The sequence below is a fragment of the Vibrio sp. Vb2960 genome (assembly GCF_033337665.1).
Taxonomy (GTDB): domain Bacteria; phylum Pseudomonadota; class Gammaproteobacteria; order Enterobacterales; family Vibrionaceae; genus Vibrio; species Vibrio alginolyticus.
In genome coordinates this window covers 174,524-195,177 of record NZ_JAWORD010000006.1, presented here as the reverse complement: position 1 = coordinate 195,177, position 20,654 = coordinate 174,524, and the positions used below count along the sequence as shown (strand labels likewise).

Sequence of the window (20,654 nt, the reverse complement as noted above, 5' to 3'; positions counted from 1 at the left end):
GACAATGGGTTGGAGTTAATTATTAATAAATTAACGTAGGTTGCTTAGTGCAACACCATATGAAGGACCCGTTATCGGGTGTTTAGGGAAAGAACAAAAGAATAAGAGTAGTCACATGAACGCATTTACAAAACTCGTTGAACATTCCAAAAAAGTGGCAAATTTTGAGCATCTATCTGCCATCATAGATTGGGATCAAGCAGCGGTCATGCCACCTGGTGGCGCTGAAGCACGATCGAATGCCACGGCAGAGCTCGATGTACATATCCATTCTTTAATGACTCAACCGCACTTGGGAGAGCTTTTCGCTCAGGCAGAAGAAGAGACGCTGTCTACAAAAGAAAAATCTATCCTAAGAGAAATGAAGCGTGGGTGGCAGCAAGCTAACTTACTACCAGAATCATTAGTTCAAGCTCAATCTCTTGCTGGCTCCAAATGTGAACATGCATGGCGTACGCAACGTGGAGAAAATGACTGGGCTGGTTTTGAAAAGAACTGGGCTGAAGTAGTAAAGCTATCGCAGGAAGAAGCGCAAATTAGAGCCGAAGCAAATGGCACGACTCCTTATGATGCCATGCTCGATGTTTATGAACCTGGCACAACGTCTGCGTCGTTAGACATTCTTTTTGCTGACGTGAAAACCTGGCTTCCTACTTTGATCGATGAAGCGCTTGAAAAACAACAATCAGACAACATCTTATTGCCAACTGCACACTACCCTGCGGAAAAGCAAAAAGCGCTCGGTTTGGAAGTCATGAAGCTACTTCAATTCGATTTTGAACACGGTCGACTTGATGAGAGTACCCACCCATTTTGTGGCGGTGTACCGACAGATGTGCGTATTACGACACGTTATAATGAAAACGAGTTTGTCCAATCATTGATGGGGATTGTCCACGAAACTGGCCATGCTCGATACGAGCAAGGGCTACCAAAAGATTTATCAGGAACACCCGCGGGAGAAGCTCGCTCTATGGGTATTCATGAATCACAATCACTCTTCTTTGAAATGCAAATAGGACGAAGCAGCGCGTTTATCGATCACCTCGCTCGACTGGCTTCTAACCATTTTTCTGGTAGTGAATTCGAAAAAGACAATTTAGCCAAAATTTACACTCGCGTAGAAAAAGGCTTTATTCGCGTAGATGCTGACGAACTAACATATCCTGCTCACGTTATTCTTCGATATGAAATTGAGCGAGATCTCATGAACGGCGTCATCAAACATACAGATGTACCAGAACTCTGGAACGAAAAGATGAAAGCGTACTTGGGGCTATCAACCGAAGGAAACTTCAAAAATGGCTGTATGCAAGATATCCATTGGACAGACGGAAGTTTTGGCTATTTCCCGTCCTACACGCTCGGTGCGATGTACGCTGCACAATTTATGGCAGCAATGAAACAAACCGTCGATGTAGATGCGGTTATTCGTTCTGGCGACTTAGCTCCGATATTCAATTGGCTCTCGGAAAACATCTGGAGTAAAGGTAGCTTATTCACCACTGATGAGTTGGTAAAACAAGCCACGGGTGAAACACTGAATGCTAAACACTTTCAAGCTCACCTAAAAGATCGCTACTTATAAAGCGAAAAGAATAGAAAGTAAAAGCCCAAGGTTCTTATGTTCCTTGGGCTTTTTGTAGGCTCTCTATGTGTTATGCCAAGCTAGGGATGAGCCTAGGCTTGTACAAACAGTCCTCACCCTCTGGTCTAGTTTTAAACCGACGATGAAGCCACATATACTGGCTCGGACTTGCCATGATTGATGTTTCAACTATTTGATTCACGAATGCGGCGGCACGTTGATGATCCTCTTTCGGGAAACCTTCGACGGGCGCACTAATGGTTAGGGTATAGTGTCCGTCTTTTCCTCTTACCATCGTAAAAGGCACAATGGCGCAATCTGTAGAATCAACCAACAAACTTGTGCCTGTCGTAGTACAAGCATTTTTAACGGCAAATAACGGTGCAAATGTCGAGCGTCGGTTACCATAATCGTGGTCCGGTGCATACCAAACCCGCTCACCCGTTTTAAGTGCTTCAAGCATGGCTTTGACGTTTTTACGATCAATCAGTGTACGATTAGAGCGAGAGCGTCCCTTATACTGAAAATAATCAAAGCACGGATTATTGTTTGGGCGATAAACACCGGTTCCAGACTTTTTAATGCCAAAAGCTCGAGCACCTAACTCTAGATTCATTGAGTGTACGGCCAACATTAATGCACCTTTGCCTGACTTCTCTAAAGCCTCTAGATGCTCCATGCCTTTTATCGTGACGTGTTTGTTTACCCGTTTATCTGACCAAAACCATGCCATTGCGGTCTCAAAAAGTGCGATGCCAGTATTGTCGATGTTGTCTTTTAGAATTGCTTCGCGTTGGCATTCTTCCATATGAGGGAAGCAAAGCTCAAGATTGCGTCTGATCGTAACTTGACGTTTTCTCATGAGTCGCATAGCTAAACGACCAATGTTGCGTCCCAAAGCTAGTTGAACTTTAAAAGGAAGGAGGCTAAGTAAGTACATCACGCTAATGATAATTAACGTTCCCCAGTAACGAGGCAAAAGAAATTCGGCCTTGAATGCAGGCTTTTTGTATTTGTTCATGTAAGTATTGTCAGATGTGCCCATCTATAAGTGATAAAAACAATGATAATGGACTGCACTTTTATCATTGATAACGCTAATAACATAAATTAAAGCGCGCGGATTCTATGGTTCTTCGACACACTACACAATAAGAACTTTGCAGAAATATGTAGGGAATGAAAAAGCAGTAAAGATGAGTCGCCACGTTAACATCTATCGGAGTGATTTATCTACTGCCCTTTCCTAAAGTTTGAAGAAACATAACTTTGTATTTTCAATGCGCTAAATAATGTCTATTTTTCAATCACATAATGCGACCGTGATGAATACAACAATAAGACGTCATATCAATACTCGCCATTAGCGATTGAATTTGCACTAAAAAGCCGCAGCAATTTCTCGCTGCGGCTTCTTATTCACTTAACAAGTAGAGTGGCGTTATTCGTGCCCTACTGTTTTGGATAATAAATTTACGATCAACACACCAGCGATGATAAACCCAATACCAACTAGGGCTGGTAAGTCTAGACGCTGTCCGTAAACAAAGTAACCAACCGTCGCAACCAAAACGATCCCAGCACCACTCCATATGGCATAAACAACCCCAACAGGCATTGTTTGCACTGTGACGGAAAGCAAGAAGAAAGCGATGCCGTAACCAATCAAAACGACTGTGCTCGGCATTACTTTCGTAAATTGCTCTGTTTTAGGAATATAAGAAGTGGCAATCACTTCACATACAATCGCGATCGACAGCGCCAACATTGGTGGCATAGAGACAAGCATTTTGAACATAAGGCATTAACGCTCAACAGAAATGTAACCGACAACATGTCCGGATAATTAGGCCGCGCATTATACCCAACTCATCTCACGATGGAATACCACTAACGATGTTTACACACCATCACTTTCGCTTACTTTTTGATGACCAGGTGAAAGGCTGACGTTTTGGTGCTGACGAGAAATTTCAAAGTAGATATGCATATCAATCGGCTCAGGTGTATTGAGTAGCATCTTACCTACTTCACGTTGGAAATGACCATAATTACCTAGCTCATCCGTTAGTTCTAGGAGCTCGTAAGAGGCTTCATCGGCAAACATTCCATACGCATACTGATAATGACTGATATCCTTGCTCTTATCATAACCCAGCTTTTGAAGAGCTTGATCAATCTCTTCCGGCGTATAAATGTCTTTATCACCAAACGAATGCAGTAGCACGCAAGGAACTTCTTGAGCTATGCTCTGAATCTTTGTCTTTCTCTTGAAAATACCGAACATAATGTCCTCCACTGACGATGTTTCCAAATATGCACATTAATGCAAAATGGTGAGCTGATTGTTTTTAGTATGGCTCATTAATTTGAGACTTCCTTACTACGAAGTCACCTTCACATATTAACGTGATCGCATAATTACCAGCAAATAGTACACACTGCGTTTCAAACCTATCTCATCAGAAACTCTGCTTTAGTCACAATTGTGTGACAACCCCGAGTACGGTTTACCATAATGTAAAGAGTAGATTGAAAAGTCGGATTTCGTATCGACATCTAAACTTAATTAAGTTAGCTTTAGAAGTATAGACGTCTAGATTGACTATACTTAGGGAGAGAAAGTCGTGCCAATTAGAATTCCAGATCAATTACCAGCTACCGATGTATTAAGGACAGAAAACATCTTCGTGATGAGTGAAACGCGTGCAGCGAGTCAGGAAATACGTCCTTTAAGAGTGCTGATCCTTAATCTGATGCCAAAAAAAATAGAGACTGAAACTCAGTTTCTGCGTCTACTCTCAAACAGCCCACTACAGGTTAACGTCGAATTACTGCGCATTGATAACCGCCCGAGTAAAAATACGCCAACTGAACATTTAGACACGTTTTATCGCCAATTTGAAATGGTGAGAGATAAAAACTTCGATGGCATGATCATTACTGGAGCTCCATTAGGTTTGGTGCAATTTGAAGATGTCATTTATTGGGATCATCTCAAAACCATCATGGAGTGGGCAAAAGATCATGTGACATCTACTCTTTATGTTTGCTGGGCTGCGCAAGCAGGGTTAAAGCTACTCTACGATCTACCTAAAAAAACGCGTAAAGAAAAACTTTCAGGTGTTTATCATCATCAAATCCATCATCAGTTTCACCCTATCTTACGCGGATTTGATGACACGTTTTTGGCTCCTCACTCGCGTTACGCAGATTTTTCGCCTCACTTTCTAGAAGAGCATACTGACTTAGACATTTTAGCGACATCGGATGTCGCAGGTGTGTACTTGGCCACCACAAAAGACAAACGCAATGTCTTTGTCACAGGACACCCTGAGTATGATTCTCACACCTTACATAATGAATATATCCGAGATTTAAGCGAAGGTATGGAGCCCGCTATTCCTGTCAACTATTACCCAAACAACAACCCAGATAACCCACCAATTGCAAGCTGGAGAAGCCATGGACACCTCCTCTTTTTAAACTGGCTGAACTACTGTGTTTATCAGCAAACACCGTACGACCTCGATCACTTCAGTGAAGATGCTTTCACTAAAGACGATTAGCTTCAAAATAAGCAAACAAAGCACTCATCATTACCGAAATGTAATATGTGAACCAAGCCGCCATATGGCGGCTTTTTCATAACAGTTTGCAAACCTGATCGCATAGTGTTTTTTCCTCAATAGGCTTTTGCTAAGTAATTCATATCATGCAGAAAGATTCAGGGATGTAGGGATAAAGAATGAAAACAGCAAAGCTCGGTGCACTATTATTATTGTCTCAGTTTGCACTAGTGGGTTGCGTGACGGTGAAAGAAGATGGAAGCCCTGTCGTTAAAGCCGATCCTGTGGCAATGGCAGAATCACGTATCGCACTTGGCTTAGGTTATTTAGACGGCGGTAACATGATTCGCGCGCATGATAACTTACAACAAGCCTTAAACCACGCACCTCAATACTATCGCGCGCAATTATCTATGGCTCACTACTACGAAACGGTTGGTGAAGATATTAAAGCCGAACAGATGTATAAACGCTCTCTACGCCAACACACTAAAAACGGAAATGTGCTCAATAACTACGGTACTTTTCTTTGCAAGCGAGGTGACTTCGAAAAAGCCGATCAGATGTTTAATCGAGCCATTGAGCAGCCTTATTACTACCTTATTCCAGCGAGCTATGAGAATGCAGCTTTTTGTGCGCTAAAATCACAAGATAAAGACAAAGCGAGATACTACTTTACTAGAGCTATCGATCATGACCCCCATAGACCAAAATCGATTTTGCAACTCGCTAAAATAGAAATTGATAGCGGTGATTATACTGAAGCTAGAATTCGATTAATGAGATTCAATCAAATGTATGGCGTGAAGAAGCCCTCTTTGCAACTCATGATTCAACTTGAACGTGCAGCAGGCAATGAAGCTCTCCAGAAAAAGTATCAAAAACAATTGGAGAATTTTTCTTAGTACAAAATAGCGATACAGATGGCGCATTAGCTCACAGCCAATACTGCGCTTGACCAAGAATCCGGTGAATTCAGACTCACGGTGATACATTCATCCTGTACATAAACGTCAAATTCGGTACTATTTGAACGGAATAAGTGACCAAGTCACATTATAAAAAGTGCGCACACAACGAAATTTGTACATCATACTGTTTTTAAGATTGATTTCGGCACATTGATAAATACTAAATATTACTGACATGCACCAGAAGGAAGTTGAAGCCGGATGAAACCTGCCTGCACTCTGTTATTACTCACTTTGCTGAGTTCACCTTTTGTCGTCAGTGCACAAGAAAATATTGAGAAAACATTCACATTTGGCATTGTGTCCAATAAAGCCCAAAGCAAAATCAAAAAAGCGACGCCCCTTACTCAGTATGTAACTGAAAATATGGCTGAATATGGTTACGCAAAAGGGGCGGTAAAGGTATTTAAAAATTATCGTCAGCTCGCGGTTGCGCTTGAAAATGGCACCGTTCAAATTGCAACGGCGACCCCCTTTAATGCGATGACCTTAGAAAAGGAGTCTAATAGCCAAGTCCTCGCTATACGATGGAAAAAAGGCCTGCAAAAATATCATACGGTGTTCTTTACTAATAAAGAGAGTGACATTGAGTCACTTTCTGACCTGCGCGGAAAAACGCTTGTTTTCGAAAAGCGCACGTCTACCAGCAGCTATTACCTACCTGCGATTACATTGCTGAATCACGGAGAAAAACTGCAATACCTTCCCTCTCCTGATGACAAACCGGCCAAAGACAGCATTGGTTATTTATTCCTTGATGAGCAACTCGCTCAGTCAAATGAAATCAACCTATCTGTATGGGTATATAAACAGAGAGTTGCAGCAGGAGCATTCAGTAACTTCAACTGGAACAATCCCAAAGATTTGCCAGAGAACATGAAAGACAAACTAGCGATTTTTTCTCGTTCTGTTGAAATACCCAGGGATTTGATTCTCGCTTCTCCAAGCATGAGCCTAGAGCAACAGCGTAAAATCACGTCAATACTGCTTGATATGGATACAACTCACGAAGGCTCTCTCGCACTTAAAAAGTTTCAGAACACCAAAAAATTCAGCGCGCTTACTCCAGAAATGCGAGCCTCCTTAAGTACAGTGCGCAAGTCAGTTCACTTGTTACCGAAGGTGGATTGATGTTTAAAAAGCTCTCACTCGAAACCAAATACATTTGCTCGACAATGTTCGTTGTCTTGTTTGTTGTGGTGATAAACCTTGCGTTATACATGCACGGTTACGATGCGTATTCAAATAGCTTAACTCAACAAATCACGAACAACTCTCAAGAAAAAACAGAATCTTACGTTAAGCAAAAAGGGTTGGTTTATGCAGAGCTATTATCAAAACAGCTTTTTGATCCACTCTATACAGACAATATCAGTCAAGCGTATGAGCAAATTAAGGCAACATTGAGCCAGCCAGATGTCTCGAAAATACATGTTGTTGACAATGAAGGGCTAATCTTTCACGACGGCACTACTCAGCTAAGGATGTTTGCCCAACCTCATTACCGCTCTCCTTTTATTTTGAAAGCAATAGAAGAATCCAGAACTCTCGTTTCCTTTTCCAAGCATCAGTTGGAGATCGCAGCGCCGATTCAGCAATCAAATATTACTCTTGGGGCGGTGTATCTTGAGCTTAACTTGATACATCTACTGGAAGAGAAAGAACAGAACATTGAACAAGTCCAAGCGATTACCTCAAATGATAAACAGAAGATGTTTAACTTGCTGCTAACGATCAGTGGGATATCCGTTCTATTCGGTAGCATCATCGCTTATGCTTTGGGGCGGTCGTTAACTAAGCCACTCAAGCAACTAAAAGATCAATTTTCAGAGTCAAATACCCAAGCGCTGCCAGTCACCGACATACAAAGCAAAGATGAAGTGGGAGAACTTATTTCGGCGTACAACAAAATGTCAAACAAAGTGAACCGATACACCAGCCGAGTTGAGTTCATGGCGTACCACGATATTCTGACTTCCCTGCCAAACCGAGAAAAGTTACTCATTGATATTCAAACGCAAATAACTGACCACAAATCCCCCTCACTTGCGGTTGTGTTTATTGACTTGGATGACTTTAAGCACATTAACGATAACTACGGACATAACATTGGGGATAAATTGCTAGGCCATCTTGCTTCAGAGCTTCAAGGCCGTTTGCCGAGTTATTTTAAGCCGCTTTACCGCCTTTCTACCATCGTAAGTCGAGTAGGTGCGGACGAATTTGTACTGGCCTTTCCGTGCTCGGACAATCATGAAGCTAGAGAAAAAGCGCACGCTATTCATCGCCAACTACTCTCTCCCTTTAGTTTGGAAGAGAACGATATTCAAATTACGGCAAGCCTCGGAGTTGCTGTGTATCCAGAATTTGGTTCAAACGCTGAGTCTCTTTTACAGCTTTCCTCTCTTGCGGCGCAGGAATCCAAAAGACGCGGTAAAGACATTATGACGATATACGATTCCACGTTTGATGAAACGATTAAACAACGTTTATACATAGAACGAGAACTGCGTCGTTCAGTACGTGACTTGTCTCAATTCGAGCTGTGGTATCAACCACAATTTGATCTAAAAACCTATCGCCTAATTGGGGTCGAAGCATTGGTTAGGTGGAATCATCCCGAGAAAGGTTATATCAGTCCAGAATCGTTTATCCCGACCGCAGAGCAAAGTGATTTAATATTGGAGCTTGGAGAACATATCATTGAGACGGCAGTTGCTCAGCGGGCAATGTGGGCAGAACATTTTGGTACTGATTTTCACATCGCATTAAACTTGTCCCCAAGACAAATCTATCGCCAAGATTTAAGTCAATTATTTTCTAAGTATTTACGACGACATGATGTCGCCCCTCAAACCATTCATGTTGAAGTGACAGAGTCACTTTTTATTGATGATACAGAGAAAGCTCAATATGTGCTTAAAAAACTACAAAGTATCGGAGTGGAAGTTTGGCTAGATGACTTTGGTACGGGGTATTCAGCCCTTGCCTACCTACAACATATGGCTTTTGACGGGCTCAAGATTGATCGTTCATTTATCGCTCAAATCCGAAAAAGCGATCAAGACGATTCATTAGTTCGCGCGATTGTATCCATGGCTCACAACCTAAGAATGAAAGTAGTAGCCGAAGGCGTAGAAACTCGAACTCAACTCACACGAATGGAGTCTCTCCACTGTGACGTCGTACAAGGCTTTTTCTTAGGTAGGCCTGTACCTGCTGAGGAATTGATTGCATTTGAATACCAACGAGGGAGTGGCGCTCAAAGCGTCAATCACTTTGCTTAGAACGCCGTTTTGTTAACTATTGCCGCTTAGCGCGTTAGTACTCGTAATGCAATATCGGTCACACTTCCCCCACCTCATTAATATGAATTTTCTCTTAAAATCTAACATCTGAGATAAATAAACTACACTTTTCATATCAACTTCTTGGATATGGAAATGCGCGTGGTAGGAATCTTTTCTTGGAACAACCTGTCGGTAAAACAAAAGCTATTTGGGTTGGTTTTGCTGCCAATTTTATTGTTGCTTGTCCTCGCGGGTAAACATGTACAAAGCCTTTCTATCCAGGCTCAGGAACTACAAAAAGCACAGTTATTCTCTGTCTACATCGACCGCGTATCTTCGCTTTATCACCTACCGAATAACCCTGATGTAATAGATAAGCAACTAAAAACTCAGCAGATATCTCAATTGTTACGCGACACCGCTGCACCAGTATTCGGTGAAAACGCTGAGATACTAAACCAGTTGACAAGCTTTGAGGAAGCAACCCTCTCGATGCTCTCTTCGCAAAATCAAGAAGAAAAGTTAGATGCGGCAGAGTGGCGCGCTGATACGTTCAAAGAAATCCTCATGAGCTTAGACAAAGTCTATTTTAGAAATGTGAGTTATGAAACAAACACTCACCTGTCTTCTTTGATGCAACTTGAATGGTTGATGTTTTGGTCCACTGAAGAGCATAGATTAAGCGAATATTTGATTCGATCTTCAGAGGAAAATAACGAGTATGACCTCACAACACAGGCTTCTATCCAATCTTTAATCCAGAACCAACAACTATTTCTAGAGCGTTTTGTGACGCTAAATGCCAATCAACAACAAGTAGATCTGCTCATTGAGACGTTTACGGGTGAAGTCTTTATCAAAAGCCAAGAGTTTCGTGCTTATTTATTGCAACCAGCTCAACTCAAATCATTAACCCCGGATGAGATTGATGCGGGGTTATCTGCACTCAACAAACGCTTATCGTTATTACAAAGTGTTGACGACAAAATGGAACAACAGCTGAGTGATGATATATCAAAGACAATCAACACGACGACACAGCACCGCTTTACCTTTATCGCAATGATGAGCCTTTTAACGCTGTTGGTCGTAAGTTTAACGCTAAGATTGGTGCGAAAAGTTACTGGAAACTTGAATCTAGTCCTCAAATTTCTCAGTAACGAAAGCAATGAACAAAGTAACACTGAAAATTCACCTCTTGCTCAACTAATAAAGGGTAAAGACGAGCTGAGTAAGTTTGCTCGAGAGGTAAAAAAGCTTAGTGATGAGCGGATGTTGTCCAGACTAAAGCTCACACAAGCTAAAGAAGATGCAGAACAAGCAAAAGATGATGCAATTAAGGCGAGTAAAGCCAAAAGTAGCTTTTTGGCCAACATGTCCCACGAGATCCGCACGCCGCTAAATGGCGTTATTGGCATCTCTGAAGTCTTATCCGATACTTCCCTGACTGCCACACAACGCGATTACGTCGACACGATTGAAACCTCCTCCCAACTGCTTTTGAGTTTAATTAATGACGTTCTAGACTTCTCAAAAATTGAATCTGGGATGTTGCTCATTAGCCCACATTCAACTTGTGTTCGAGAGTCTATCTATGACATTGCTTCTATCATTTCACCGAAAGCAAAGGAAAAAGGCATCGATGTGCAAGTCAACATTAGCCGTAACACGCCTTACCACGTAATGTTGGATGACCATCGTATACGCCAAGTTGTCATGAACTTCATGTCTAACGCGGTAAAATTTACCGAACAAGGCAGTGTAGAGCTATCGGTCATCACCCGCGAAATAAAAAATGGTGAAGCGGTCATCGAGTTTTCCGTTAAAGATTCTGGGATTGGTATTGATGCCCAGCAGCAAAAGAAAATATTTGCTCCATTTGCCCAAGAGGATAACTCTACTACCCGACAATTTGGGGGAACTGGACTTGGGCTTGCCATTAGCACGCAATTAGTTGAGCTAATGGGTGGAGAAATTCAACTTGAATCCGAGAAAGGTAAAGGCAGTCGCTTCTTCTTTGAACTAACTGCTCCTGTTGTGACGCAAGAGTTTAACGCTTATCACGCTCTGAATCACAACGACATATGGATTGTATGCAGCAGTACTCAACTAGAACAAAAACTGCGTAACGAGTTAAGTTTTTTCAACATCAATATAACGCAGTCAGTAGATACCTTAAGTGCGTTGCCAACGTGGATTGATAACGAGCGCGTTATCGTTATTCATGTAGAAGCATCACCAAATGCAGCGGCGATGCATATCGATGAGATAGAAAGCCTTTGTAAACGAAACATTCGTGTCTGCCTCATCAAGCACCTTCATAGCCCACAATTCGACTTTAGAAACAGTATCAGCGCCTTGGTCACTCAGCCACTACTAGGGCAGCGCTTAATTAAAGCACTTGAAAGTTGTGCGGCAAATTTCTCGCACGCACAACAAGAGAGCACTTCAGCGCAACATGTTAAATCTTTGCCGAAAATTTTGGTCGTTGATGACAATACGGTCAATCAAAAAATCGCGGGGCTACACGTCACAAAAGCTGGCTTCGACTTTGATGTCGCAGTAAACGGACAAGAAGCGGTTGAGAAATTTCAACAGAATCAATACAGCCTAATTTTAATGGACTGTATGATGCCCGTAATGGATGGATTTGAAGCCACCCAAATAATTCGTCAAATAGAAGTAAAAGAAAAACGCGCTTTCAGAATTCCGATTATTGCTCTAACGGCAAGTGTGGTCGATGACGATATACAAAAATGCTTTGACGTTGGAATGGATGACTATGTGCCCAAACCGTTTAAAGCAGGGTTGCTTAAAGAGAAGTTAGATAAGGCAATTGGGTTACGTGTTTCCAACACGACGCCTGCTGAACCACACCAAGAGAATACTACTCCCGATAAAACTCATAAACTACCTGCGAGTTCAGAGCAACCAGAAGCAACGGTAACGCCTATTCGCTCCGAACGTATCTTGCTTGTCGAAGATAATAGAGTGAACCAGAAAGTGGCTTCTCTATTGCTATCTAAAGCAGGCTATCAATTCGAAGTCGCAGAAAACGGACAAATTGCAGTCGAAATGTTCCAAAAAGATGGAAAGTTTGATGTTATTTTGATGGATTGCATGATGCCCATAATGGATGGGTTTGAAGCTTCTAGGCAAATTAGAGCTTATGAAGCGAGTAAAGGATTAGCTAAGACGCCCATTATCGCATTAACAGCAAGCGTCGTTGATGATGATATTCAACGCTGCTTTGATTCAGGAATGGATGCCTACGTACCAAAGCCTGTGCGCAAAGAAAAACTGTTGTATCAAATTGAACAAGCAATGTAGGTGGATTCTATGAGTAGAAATCATTCTCGCGTTGCTTTTCCTTTGCGTTACATAAAACGCTATCTGTTTATTCTGATTGCCCTTCTTTCATTAAATTGCCAAGCTCTCGCTGCGGAGAGCTACGCCGTTTTCTCATTTAATGACGAATTCTCTCCGCTCACTGTCAATAAAGCGCGAAAGTTGTACAGAGGGAAGACGCAACTTTTACAAGGCCAGCGAATTGAACTCTCTGACTGGCCTGCGACATCAACAGAAAGAGCTGAGTTCTATCGTTATCTTCTCAACAAAAATTTAGCGCAAATGAACGCGCATTGGGCAAGCTTGTCTTTTTCAGGTAAAGCTAGACCGCCAAAAGTGATTGCACGCTCCAGCATTGATGACCTCATAGCATGGATGCAAGAGAAGCCGAATAGAATTGGTTATGCCCCAACATCGAGCGTCCCTAGTAATGCTCATGTTTTATGTGTGGTTAGCTCGGAGAATTGATATGAAAAAATATTTAACCATGTTATCGCTGAGTATCGCGACCTTTCCGAGCTCAGCCACGATTGAACTAACAGAACAACTTTCTTTAAGTGGTTTTGGCTCTACGTCGTGGGCAAAATCCGATAATCCAACTACGGTACTAGTTAACCGCTTTATTGGCGATGAATCTTGTTTCGATTGCGATACCACTTTCGGCATGCAGCTCGATTATTTTCACAAGGCATTTCGGGCATCCGCACAAGTCGTAAAGCGCCCGCAAGACCATTGGAGCTCGCCTCAGCTCGAGTGGGCGTATTTGGCTTATACCTATAAAAACATAGAAATACGAGGAGGACGCTTAAGACTGCCACTGTTTTTGATGTCTGAGTACAACTATGTCGGCCACGCTTTTACCCAAGCCCGCCCACCGAATGAGGTATATGACAGCATTCTAGGTATCACGGCTTATAACGGCCTATCTGCACGCTGGATTCATGACCTTAATGAGCAAACCGTACTTACCGCCATGCCGTTTGTCGGGTTTAAAGACAATAGTGACGTAACCATCAATGAACGTACTGAATTGGAAATTGAGTCAAACAATACTGCAGGGATGAACTTAACGCTAAGCGGAGAGAGTTATCGTTGGAATTTTTCCTACCTCCACGGCGATTATGATCAAACAACGACGCTCTCTAACATTGAGCAATCCACTCCCGGTGGCGGAACCACAATCATTGACCGTCTAGTTGAAACAGAAAAAAACAACACGATCGATCTGTTTTCTCTAGGGTTAAGATACGAGCTCGATAACATTGTGATTATGGCAGAAGGACAGACCAGCAATCTTTCCTCATCTTGGTACGCGACAACAAGTTATAATGTAAACAAGCTAACTCCTTATATTGTTTACGGTCAGCAGTTTAATAGTCGGGATAAAAAAAGTGGAGACAGTTTCTTACTCGGATTGAGATACGACCTAGATTACAACGTTTCCCTAAACGCAGAATGGCAAAGGTTCAACGCCTACAATAATAGCTCTGGCGCGTTTTCATCAGCCCCAAAGGATGACAGTGCGAGCCTTTATACGCTAATGCTCAACTTCGTTTTTTAATGTTTCTTACAGTACCAATTTCCACAACGCTAGGGGCTGTTGCATTAAGAAGGCTTTTTGCAACACGTAACTAAACGCTAAACGACTGGAAGGGGTAAAATCGAACAGTTCAGATAGGTAAGTGGCAATCCAAACAGAGACAAAGGTTACTCTATTTCGGTTTGTTTTGATTGCCTTTTAACCGCTTTTCTTTGCGTCGCAGTGCCCGGAAAAACTTTGACTCTTCGTGGTACCAACCAAGGACACTAATTGGGAAGCCCACGAGCATCATAATAAAAACATCTGCAGGGAGTTGTTCCCAAATGTCGCTTAAAGAATGCAGCTCTCCAAAAATGAACAAACCGATGACTTTACCAAGCAGTAATGCACAACAAATCATAAAGAAGGACTTTAATATATAGTGCCATTTGCCTTTTTTACGCTCTTCTCTCCAATAGGCATATTTATATTGTCGGTCGTACATTCATCCCCCTAAAGTAAACTTGCCGTAAGTTTAAGTATCTCGATAGCGTAAAGTGCGTTGGCACCTCTTTAATCATAGTGCGTATCTAAAGTGAATGCTTGTCGTGGCAATAAGAAGGAGAGGTATTATGTAGTAAGAGCTACATAATCTCTGAACGTTATATGTCTTGTGCCATTCGGATGATGCCTGATTTTGCTTATCGCTAGTGTTTTCTGAACACCCAAATCGGGCCGATGAGTAGAAACTGTAAATCCTCAAAAAACGACGGTTTTTTACCTTCAATCTTGTGACCGATAAATTGCAATATCCACAATACACCAAACAAGAGCATAGAAATATGCAGAACGGGCAACATCAATACCTCTAGAGACCAAATAAGGCCAATGCACGCTAATGTGTAGCCGATCATCATCATGAATACGCTCAGAGACAAACGAAAATAGAAAACCCAAGTGGGGATCACTGCTACCCAAACCCAATTAAGTTCGAAGCCTAATAATGAAATCTGGGGAATCGACCAAATAAGTCCAACCACAGAAAGGTAGATACCTGGAACTGCGATTGTGTGAATCTTTTGGTTGATAGGGTTTTGGTGACTCTCCCCGTATTCTTTTAGCCATTCAGATAATGCTCGCATATCATTCCCCTTTTCCACCTTCTTATTCTTATATAGCCCGAGGATGAAAAAGGTGCGAATTTTTCCGTAAAGGCTACGAGCAACGAGCGACAAAACAACAGAGGCCAGTGCGTTGCCAATTACTCACCAAGCAACGCTCGTTGTGCTTTCGGCAGCTTGGCAACGACAAGAGCATAAGAGCGTTCACACAAGTCTTGAATCAACCCATCCTCGACATCACCGTTAAAATAAACCGTTATCCAATGACGCTTATTTAAGTGATAACCCGGGATAATGTCCGTAAACTGCGACGTTAAGACTTCTCCATCTTCTGGTTTTACTTTTACGCTGACATACTCCCGACCGTTTCTCTCTGCAATGATGGCAAACATCTTGCCTTTGATTTTGTATACAACCGCTTCAGGCCCAAATGGGAAATCACTTTCTGCACACATGAAGGTACTTAAGTATTGTTCTAGTTCTTTGCTTTTCATATCCCCTACCTCCTTCTGCGTTCTCACTCAAATTGTGGCAATAGCAATTTTAACGCCTGGTTAACCTGCGCTTTTTCATTGCCTTCTAGACCATGCAATAACGATTGCTGAACGTCTACATGCTCCAAAATTAGCTTGTCAATTAAGGTTAAGCCTTGCTCTGTTAGTTCAACGGTGACGCTACGTCGGTCTTCTTTACTATGGGTTCTGCTAATAAACCCTTTCTTCTCAAGTTTATCTAAGCGATTGGTCATCGCACCCGAAGTGAGCATCATCGACTCTATTAACGCTGAAGGAGTAAGACAATATGGTGAACCAGCTCGACGCAGTGTCGCTAACACATCAAATTCACCCATTTTCAGATCGTACTTCTTATGTAGCTCGGCGACCCTAGATTCCATGTGTTTTGCAATTCGCATTAGTCGACCCATTATTGCCATCGGTTCAGTGTCGAGGTCTGGCTTCTCCCTAGCCCACTGCTCTACCACTCTATCAATTGCATCCATTATTTCTCTCCAAACATCATATATTTTTTATTTTAACATAAAGATACTTTACAAAAAGCCACCTTGCCGATATCGTTACATTTAATTATCTCTACATAAAGATATTTAACATGAACATTTTACTTGCGATGATTCCTGCCTTTTTTTGGGGGACGACTTACGCTGTTACTCAGTTTACTCTACCGGACTGGCCTCCCGTTTTACTTGGCGCTCTAAGGGCACTGCCTGCGGGTCTTTTGTTGCTGGCAATAAAGCCCTCGTTTCCAAAAAGAAGTGAGTGGAAGGTGCTGCTTGTTTTAGGAACCATCAACATCGCTTGCTTCTTTGGTCTTATTTTTGTCATGGCGTTAACGCTTCCTTCTGCCATCTCTGGTGTTGGTATGGTTTCGGTCCCCGTTTTTGCGATGCTGTTTGGTTGGGCGGTCTACAAACGTCAGCCTAGTGGCATTCAAGCGATAAGCGGCGCAACTTTGATTGCTTTAGCTTGGTTCTTATTTGATCCTAGCTCTATTTCTCTCGACCCCGTGGGCTTACTTGCGATGATCTCCGCCATTATGTGCATCGTGATAGGAAGTAGCGTAACAAAGTCACTAGGTACAAAAATGCACTGGTGGACAGTGTTAACATGGCAGCTCATTTTGGGTGGCGTGATTATGTCTATCGCAACAAGTGTGCTGGCGATAAACAATCCAGAGCCATATGCTACGGTCGTTCAGGACGTATCCATGACGAATATTCTAGGGTTACTTTGGGTAATTATTCTGAACACCGCATTAGGGTATGGCATGTATGTATGGTTATTACAGCGGATGTCGGTCGTAGATTTTACCTTTGGTGGTATTGCAAACCCAGTCGCAGGCATTGTTTCGGGTCTACTGCTATTGGGGGAAACGTTCACTCCTCTGCAATACAGCTTAATGCTGGGAATGATCGTAATGTCATTACTACCTCAGCTCATTACGTCAATCAAAACGAAAAGAGCCGCACTCTCCTCCTAAGTAACGTTAATTCCTAACACTCTAGGAGTAATGAGAGTGTTAGGAATCCTCAAGTGTGAGCCCATCAGCAGAATTCAGCGCTAACCTAGGAAACTGGCACCTTTAAAGCGGGATGTTATGGCTGTTAAGCGCTTGCAAGGTTAATCAGGGGCTCAGGTTTAGCGTAAACATAACCTTGAATAAGGTAAATCGCATGCTGAGCCAGGTATTCGACTTGAGCCTGGCTCTCTACACCTTCTGCAATCATCTCACATTCCGCTTTGTTCGCTGCAGACACAATTGAGTCCAGCACTTTCAATTTTTGGTCGTCAGATCCTATTGGATCAATGAACATCTTATCCACTTTTACACACCGGATGCCCAAATCTTGTAGGTAAGAAAAGCCACCATATCCGGTACCAAAATCGTCAATTTTGAACTTGTAGCCTTTATTCGTTAAATACAAAATCTCTTTTTTCGCGGCCTCAGTGTCTTTTACTGGTATTCTCTCGGTCAATTCAAAATGAATTCTATTAGAGATTGGCCAATTTAACTCCGACAGTAACTTCGTTAATACACCTGACTCTAAATGGGAGGAAACAATATTGATGCTGACCCACGTATGCTCGGGTAAGTCACTTAAGTCTCGTATGATTTTACGAATAAGCTGATTGGTCATCGGGATAATCAGGCCACTTTCTTCTGCAGCACCAATAAACATATTTGGTGGCACCATTCCATCACGCCGCGACCATCGAATCAGAGCTTCATATCCTACTGTCTTACCATCGCGACTATCGACAATCGCCTGGTAGTAAGGAATAAATTCTGCATTACTAATCCCATTTTCAATTAGACCTGTAATGGATTTTCTCAAGCTTTTACCAGATATGTATGCAAAGGCAGTCACAAGACCAGCAAGCACACTTACAAGACCGCCCCACAAAAGTACTCTTTCCTGAGCATAATTTTTAAGTTTTTCACCGCTGTATATCTTGATGAGCATGTTGGCTTGAGACTCTCCTGAAAAGAAAAACTCTTTTGACAGTGCGTTTTCTTCTCCTGCAATATTCGCTTTGCCACGGCTTATCGTTAAATCACCAAATATTGGTTCATCATACTTAAACTCTACAAATAGGCAGTCTTTGCAAGGCGTTTTTATTACCTCGTTAACCCAACTGTTATCAAGTACCCAGAAGACTTCAACGTGTTCATTATCATAAATGACCATCCACTCTATTTGGTCATTCTGTTGCGGCAAAATGAGTGATGCGAAAAAGTTCTCATCCATCTGAAATCGTTCACTACTAGATGGGCGAGACACTTCACTACCAACCGTGGAACACGTTTTTCCGCCTTCTGTGGTCATCGCAATAAAACGAATGTAACGGTTATAAAAACGTGGGTCGCGTAAAGTTCTTACATCACTATCACTACAAGTAAAATCTAACTGAGCAATCTGCTTCACTATTGCTCTGTCCAAATAGGCAGACCTTTGATTTAAATATTCTACGTAAGCATCTATTTTCGACGCTTTTACCGAGTTGACGTAAAAGTTGGTTATCGAATGAAAGGCCACTACAAATATGGCGATGGGAACTAAGCCGAGTAAAATGGCATACCTTGTATTCTTTGTTATCAAAGTTCGTCCTGCTAATCTGACAAGCAACCTAAGTGGGATATGAATACTATCTCATTTTTATAGTCCAAAAAGTGAGGAATGACGCTCAATAAAATTATAGACTCAAGTGGCTTTCAGATGTCGGGATTTAGAATGCGAGCACCAAACCACATTCGAGGAGAACAAAGTAGCGACTAAGTGGAAAGTAAGAACGAGCCCAATTGTTAAGTCATCCGTAATAAAAGTGACGACTTGGAGCTTGAGCAATACTTTTTAGATAGGCAGCAGATACGCTAAAAAATAAAAAGGAAACGATTGATGCCAACCGCTTCCTTGATTTGTTATTGCTATTTAAAAGCGCGTGAATTACGCCACTTCAAGAATCACTTTTTCCAACTTATCTAAGCCTTCGTTCAGTACGTCAGATTCGATGGTCAGTGGAGGTAACAGACGAATCACGTTCGCTTTTACTCCACAAGAAAGCAGAATAAGGCCGTTTTCTTGCGCTTTAGAAATCACCGCTTTGGTCATCTCTTGCAGTGGTTTGCCTGATTCTGGGTCAGTAAACTCAATCGCCATCATTGCACCCGTGGTACGGATTTCACCAATAGCAGGCACAGATTGTTGCAGTTTGGTCATACGTGCATTGACCACTTCACCAATGCCCATCGCTTTAGCACACAAATCTTCTTCTTCGATAATTTTCAGCACTTCAAGACCAGCAACACAACCAAGTGGAGAGCCCGCGTAAGTGCCACCTAAACCACCCGGCAGCGCAGAGTCCATCACATCCGCTTTCCCAACCACCGCTGAGATTGGGAAACCACCAGCAATGCCTTTCGCCATTGTCATTAGGTCTGGTTCAATGCCTAGGTACTCTGTTGCAAACATTTTACCGGTACGAGCAAAACCCGTTTGGATTTCATCGGCAATCAGCATAATACCGTGCTTATCACACAGCTGACGCAAGCCTTGTGCAAACGCTTCAGGTGCTTTGTAGAAGCCGCCCTCACCTTGCACTGGCTCGAAGATGATCGCCGCAACGCGTGAAGGTTCGATATCGCAAGCAAATAGATCGTCGATCGCTTGTAAGCTTTGCTCCACACTGATGCCGTGGAACGCATTTGGGTACGGCGCGTGGTAGATTTCGTTCGGGAAAGGACCAAAGCCCGCTTTGTACGGCGCAACTTTACCAGTTAACCCCATAGTCATGTTAGTACGACCGTGAAAGCCGCCTTTAAATGCTATCACGCCGCTACGACCCGTATGAGCGCGCGCTACTTTCACTGCGTTTTCGACCGCCTCGGCGCCAGTGGTTAGAAAGATCGCTTTCTTCTTAGTCTCACCTGGTACAAGTTCTGTCAGCTTTTCTGCCAGCTCAACGAATGACGCATACGGCGTAACCATCGCACACGTGTGCGAGAAGTTATCCAACTGAGCTTTTACCGCTTCACTGATACGTTTGTGAGAATGCCCGGTGTTAGTTACCGCGATGCCCGCTGCAAAGTCGATGTATTTGTTGCCTTCGATATCCCATACGTAAGCGTTTTCTGCTTTCTCGACGTAAAGTGGGTATAGTGCGCCCATGCCTTGAGCGATAACTTGGCTTCTTCTTTCGTGTAGTTGTTGGTTTGTCATTGTTTTGTCCTT

At 42.6% G+C, this 20,654-nt stretch carries 18 protein-coding genes; 9 read left to right on the top strand and 9 right to left on the bottom strand.

Translation table 11 applies throughout. The annotated features are described in order from the left end of the window. Positions 1-115 precede the first annotated feature (115 nt). Complete coding sequence (locus tag R7O03_RS07425; protein ID WP_005377788.1) at positions 116-1,588, top strand: carboxypeptidase M32; 1,473 nt, start codon at positions 116-118, stop codon at positions 1,586-1,588. A gap of 70 nt (positions 1,589-1,658) precedes the next feature. On the opposite strand, the gene R7O03_RS07420 is transcribed toward R7O03_RS07425, so the two are convergent. The 3 genes from R7O03_RS07420 to R7O03_RS07410 form a co-directional block, all read right to left on the bottom strand. Further along, entirely contained in the window at positions 1,659-2,609 is a 951-nt protein-coding gene (locus tag R7O03_RS07420; protein WP_064369089.1) for an LpxL/LpxP family Kdo(2)-lipid IV(A) lauroyl/palmitoleoyl acyltransferase, read from the bottom strand. Positions 2,610-3,029: 420 nt separating this feature from the next. Then, positions 3,030-3,365: a DMT family transporter gene (locus R7O03_RS07415; protein WP_069593657.1), complete on the bottom strand. Its 336-nt coding sequence runs from the start codon at positions 3,363-3,365 to the stop codon at positions 3,030-3,032. A 123-nt stretch (positions 3,366-3,488) separates the two neighbouring features. After that, the gene (locus R7O03_RS07410) at positions 3,489-3,875 is read right to left on the bottom strand and encodes a DUF6559 family protein (protein ID WP_005377791.1); all 387 of its coding nucleotides are present in this window, start codon (positions 3,873-3,875) and stop codon (positions 3,489-3,491) included. Between the two features lie 340 nt (positions 3,876-4,215). Between R7O03_RS07410 and metA the strand changes: the two genes are divergently transcribed. The 7 genes from metA (at position 4,216) to R7O03_RS07375 (ending at position 14,327) form a co-directional block, all read left to right on the top strand. Then, complete coding sequence (metA, locus tag R7O03_RS07405) at positions 4,216-5,157, top strand: homoserine O-acetyltransferase MetA (protein WP_005377792.1); 942 nt, start codon at positions 4,216-4,218, stop codon at positions 5,155-5,157. Between the two features lie 179 nt (positions 5,158-5,336). Beyond that, on the top strand, positions 5,337-6,062 hold the full coding sequence (gene pilW, locus R7O03_RS07400; RefSeq protein ID WP_258515664.1) for a type IV pilus biogenesis/stability protein PilW: 726 nt from the start codon (positions 5,337-5,339) through the stop codon (positions 6,060-6,062). Positions 6,063-6,329: 267 nt separating this feature from the next. Beyond that, positions 6,330-7,259, top strand: a complete 930-nt coding sequence (locus R7O03_RS07395) for a phosphate/phosphite/phosphonate ABC transporter substrate-binding protein (protein ID WP_318131625.1) — start codon at positions 6,330-6,332, stop codon at positions 7,257-7,259. Beyond that, the gene (locus tag R7O03_RS07390; protein ID WP_318131624.1) at positions 7,259-9,415 is read left to right on the top strand and encodes an EAL domain-containing protein; all 2,157 of its coding nucleotides are present in this window, start codon (positions 7,259-7,261) and stop codon (positions 9,413-9,415) included. The genes R7O03_RS07395 and R7O03_RS07390 overlap by 1 nt, the downstream gene beginning before the upstream one ends. A gap of 156 nt (positions 9,416-9,571) precedes the next feature. Further along, positions 9,572-12,748, top strand: a complete 3,177-nt coding sequence (locus tag R7O03_RS07385) for a response regulator (protein ID WP_017820926.1) — start codon at positions 9,572-9,574, stop codon at positions 12,746-12,748. 9 nt (positions 12,749-12,757) lie between these two features. After that, positions 12,758-13,234, top strand: a complete 477-nt coding sequence (locus R7O03_RS07380; protein ID WP_017633987.1) for a hypothetical protein — start codon at positions 12,758-12,760, stop codon at positions 13,232-13,234. 1 nt (position 13,235) lies between these two features. Beyond that, positions 13,236-14,327, top strand: a complete 1,092-nt coding sequence (locus tag R7O03_RS07375; protein WP_136976944.1) for a sulfate ABC transporter permease — start codon at positions 13,236-13,238, stop codon at positions 14,325-14,327. Positions 14,328-14,478: 151 nt separating this feature from the next. Here the strand turns inward: R7O03_RS07375 and R7O03_RS07370 are convergent, their stop codons facing one another. The 4 genes from R7O03_RS07370 to R7O03_RS07355 all read right to left on the bottom strand — a co-directional run bounded on the left by R7O03_RS07370 (position 14,479) and on the right by R7O03_RS07355 (position 16,406). After that, positions 14,479-14,790, bottom strand: coding sequence for a hypothetical protein (locus R7O03_RS07370; RefSeq protein ID WP_005377799.1), 312 nt, complete (start codon positions 14,788-14,790; stop codon positions 14,479-14,481). A gap of 202 nt (positions 14,791-14,992) precedes the next feature. Next, complete coding sequence (locus tag R7O03_RS07365) at positions 14,993-15,427, bottom strand: DUF962 domain-containing protein (protein WP_005377800.1); 435 nt, start codon at positions 15,425-15,427, stop codon at positions 14,993-14,995. Between the two features lie 119 nt (positions 15,428-15,546). After that, the gene (locus tag R7O03_RS07360) at positions 15,547-15,900 is read right to left on the bottom strand and encodes an MmcQ/YjbR family DNA-binding protein (RefSeq protein ID WP_005377801.1); all 354 of its coding nucleotides are present in this window, start codon (positions 15,898-15,900) and stop codon (positions 15,547-15,549) included. Positions 15,901-15,923: 23 nt separating this feature from the next. Further along, positions 15,924-16,406, bottom strand: a complete 483-nt coding sequence (locus R7O03_RS07355) for a MarR family transcriptional regulator (RefSeq protein WP_318131623.1) — start codon at positions 16,404-16,406, stop codon at positions 15,924-15,926. Between the two features lie 110 nt (positions 16,407-16,516). Here R7O03_RS07355 and R7O03_RS07350 point away from each other — a divergent pair, with 110 nt between their 5' ends. Next, on the top strand, positions 16,517-17,404 hold the full coding sequence (locus R7O03_RS07350) for a DMT family transporter (protein ID WP_213961178.1): 888 nt from the start codon (positions 16,517-16,519) through the stop codon (positions 17,402-17,404). 124 nt (positions 17,405-17,528) lie between these two features. On the opposite strand, the gene R7O03_RS07345 is transcribed toward R7O03_RS07350, so the two are convergent. Together R7O03_RS07345 and gabT are read right to left on the bottom strand one after the other, a co-directional pair. Beyond that, complete coding sequence (locus R7O03_RS07345) at positions 17,529-18,851, bottom strand: EAL domain-containing protein (protein WP_318131622.1); 1,323 nt, start codon at positions 18,849-18,851, stop codon at positions 17,529-17,531. Positions 18,852-19,370: 519 nt separating this feature from the next. Continuing rightward, positions 19,371-20,642 (bottom strand): 4-aminobutyrate--2-oxoglutarate transaminase, encoded by a 1,272-nt coding sequence (gene gabT / locus R7O03_RS07340; RefSeq protein ID WP_064368218.1) that lies wholly within the window; start codon positions 20,640-20,642, stop codon positions 19,371-19,373. Positions 20,643-20,654 lie beyond the last annotated feature (12 nt).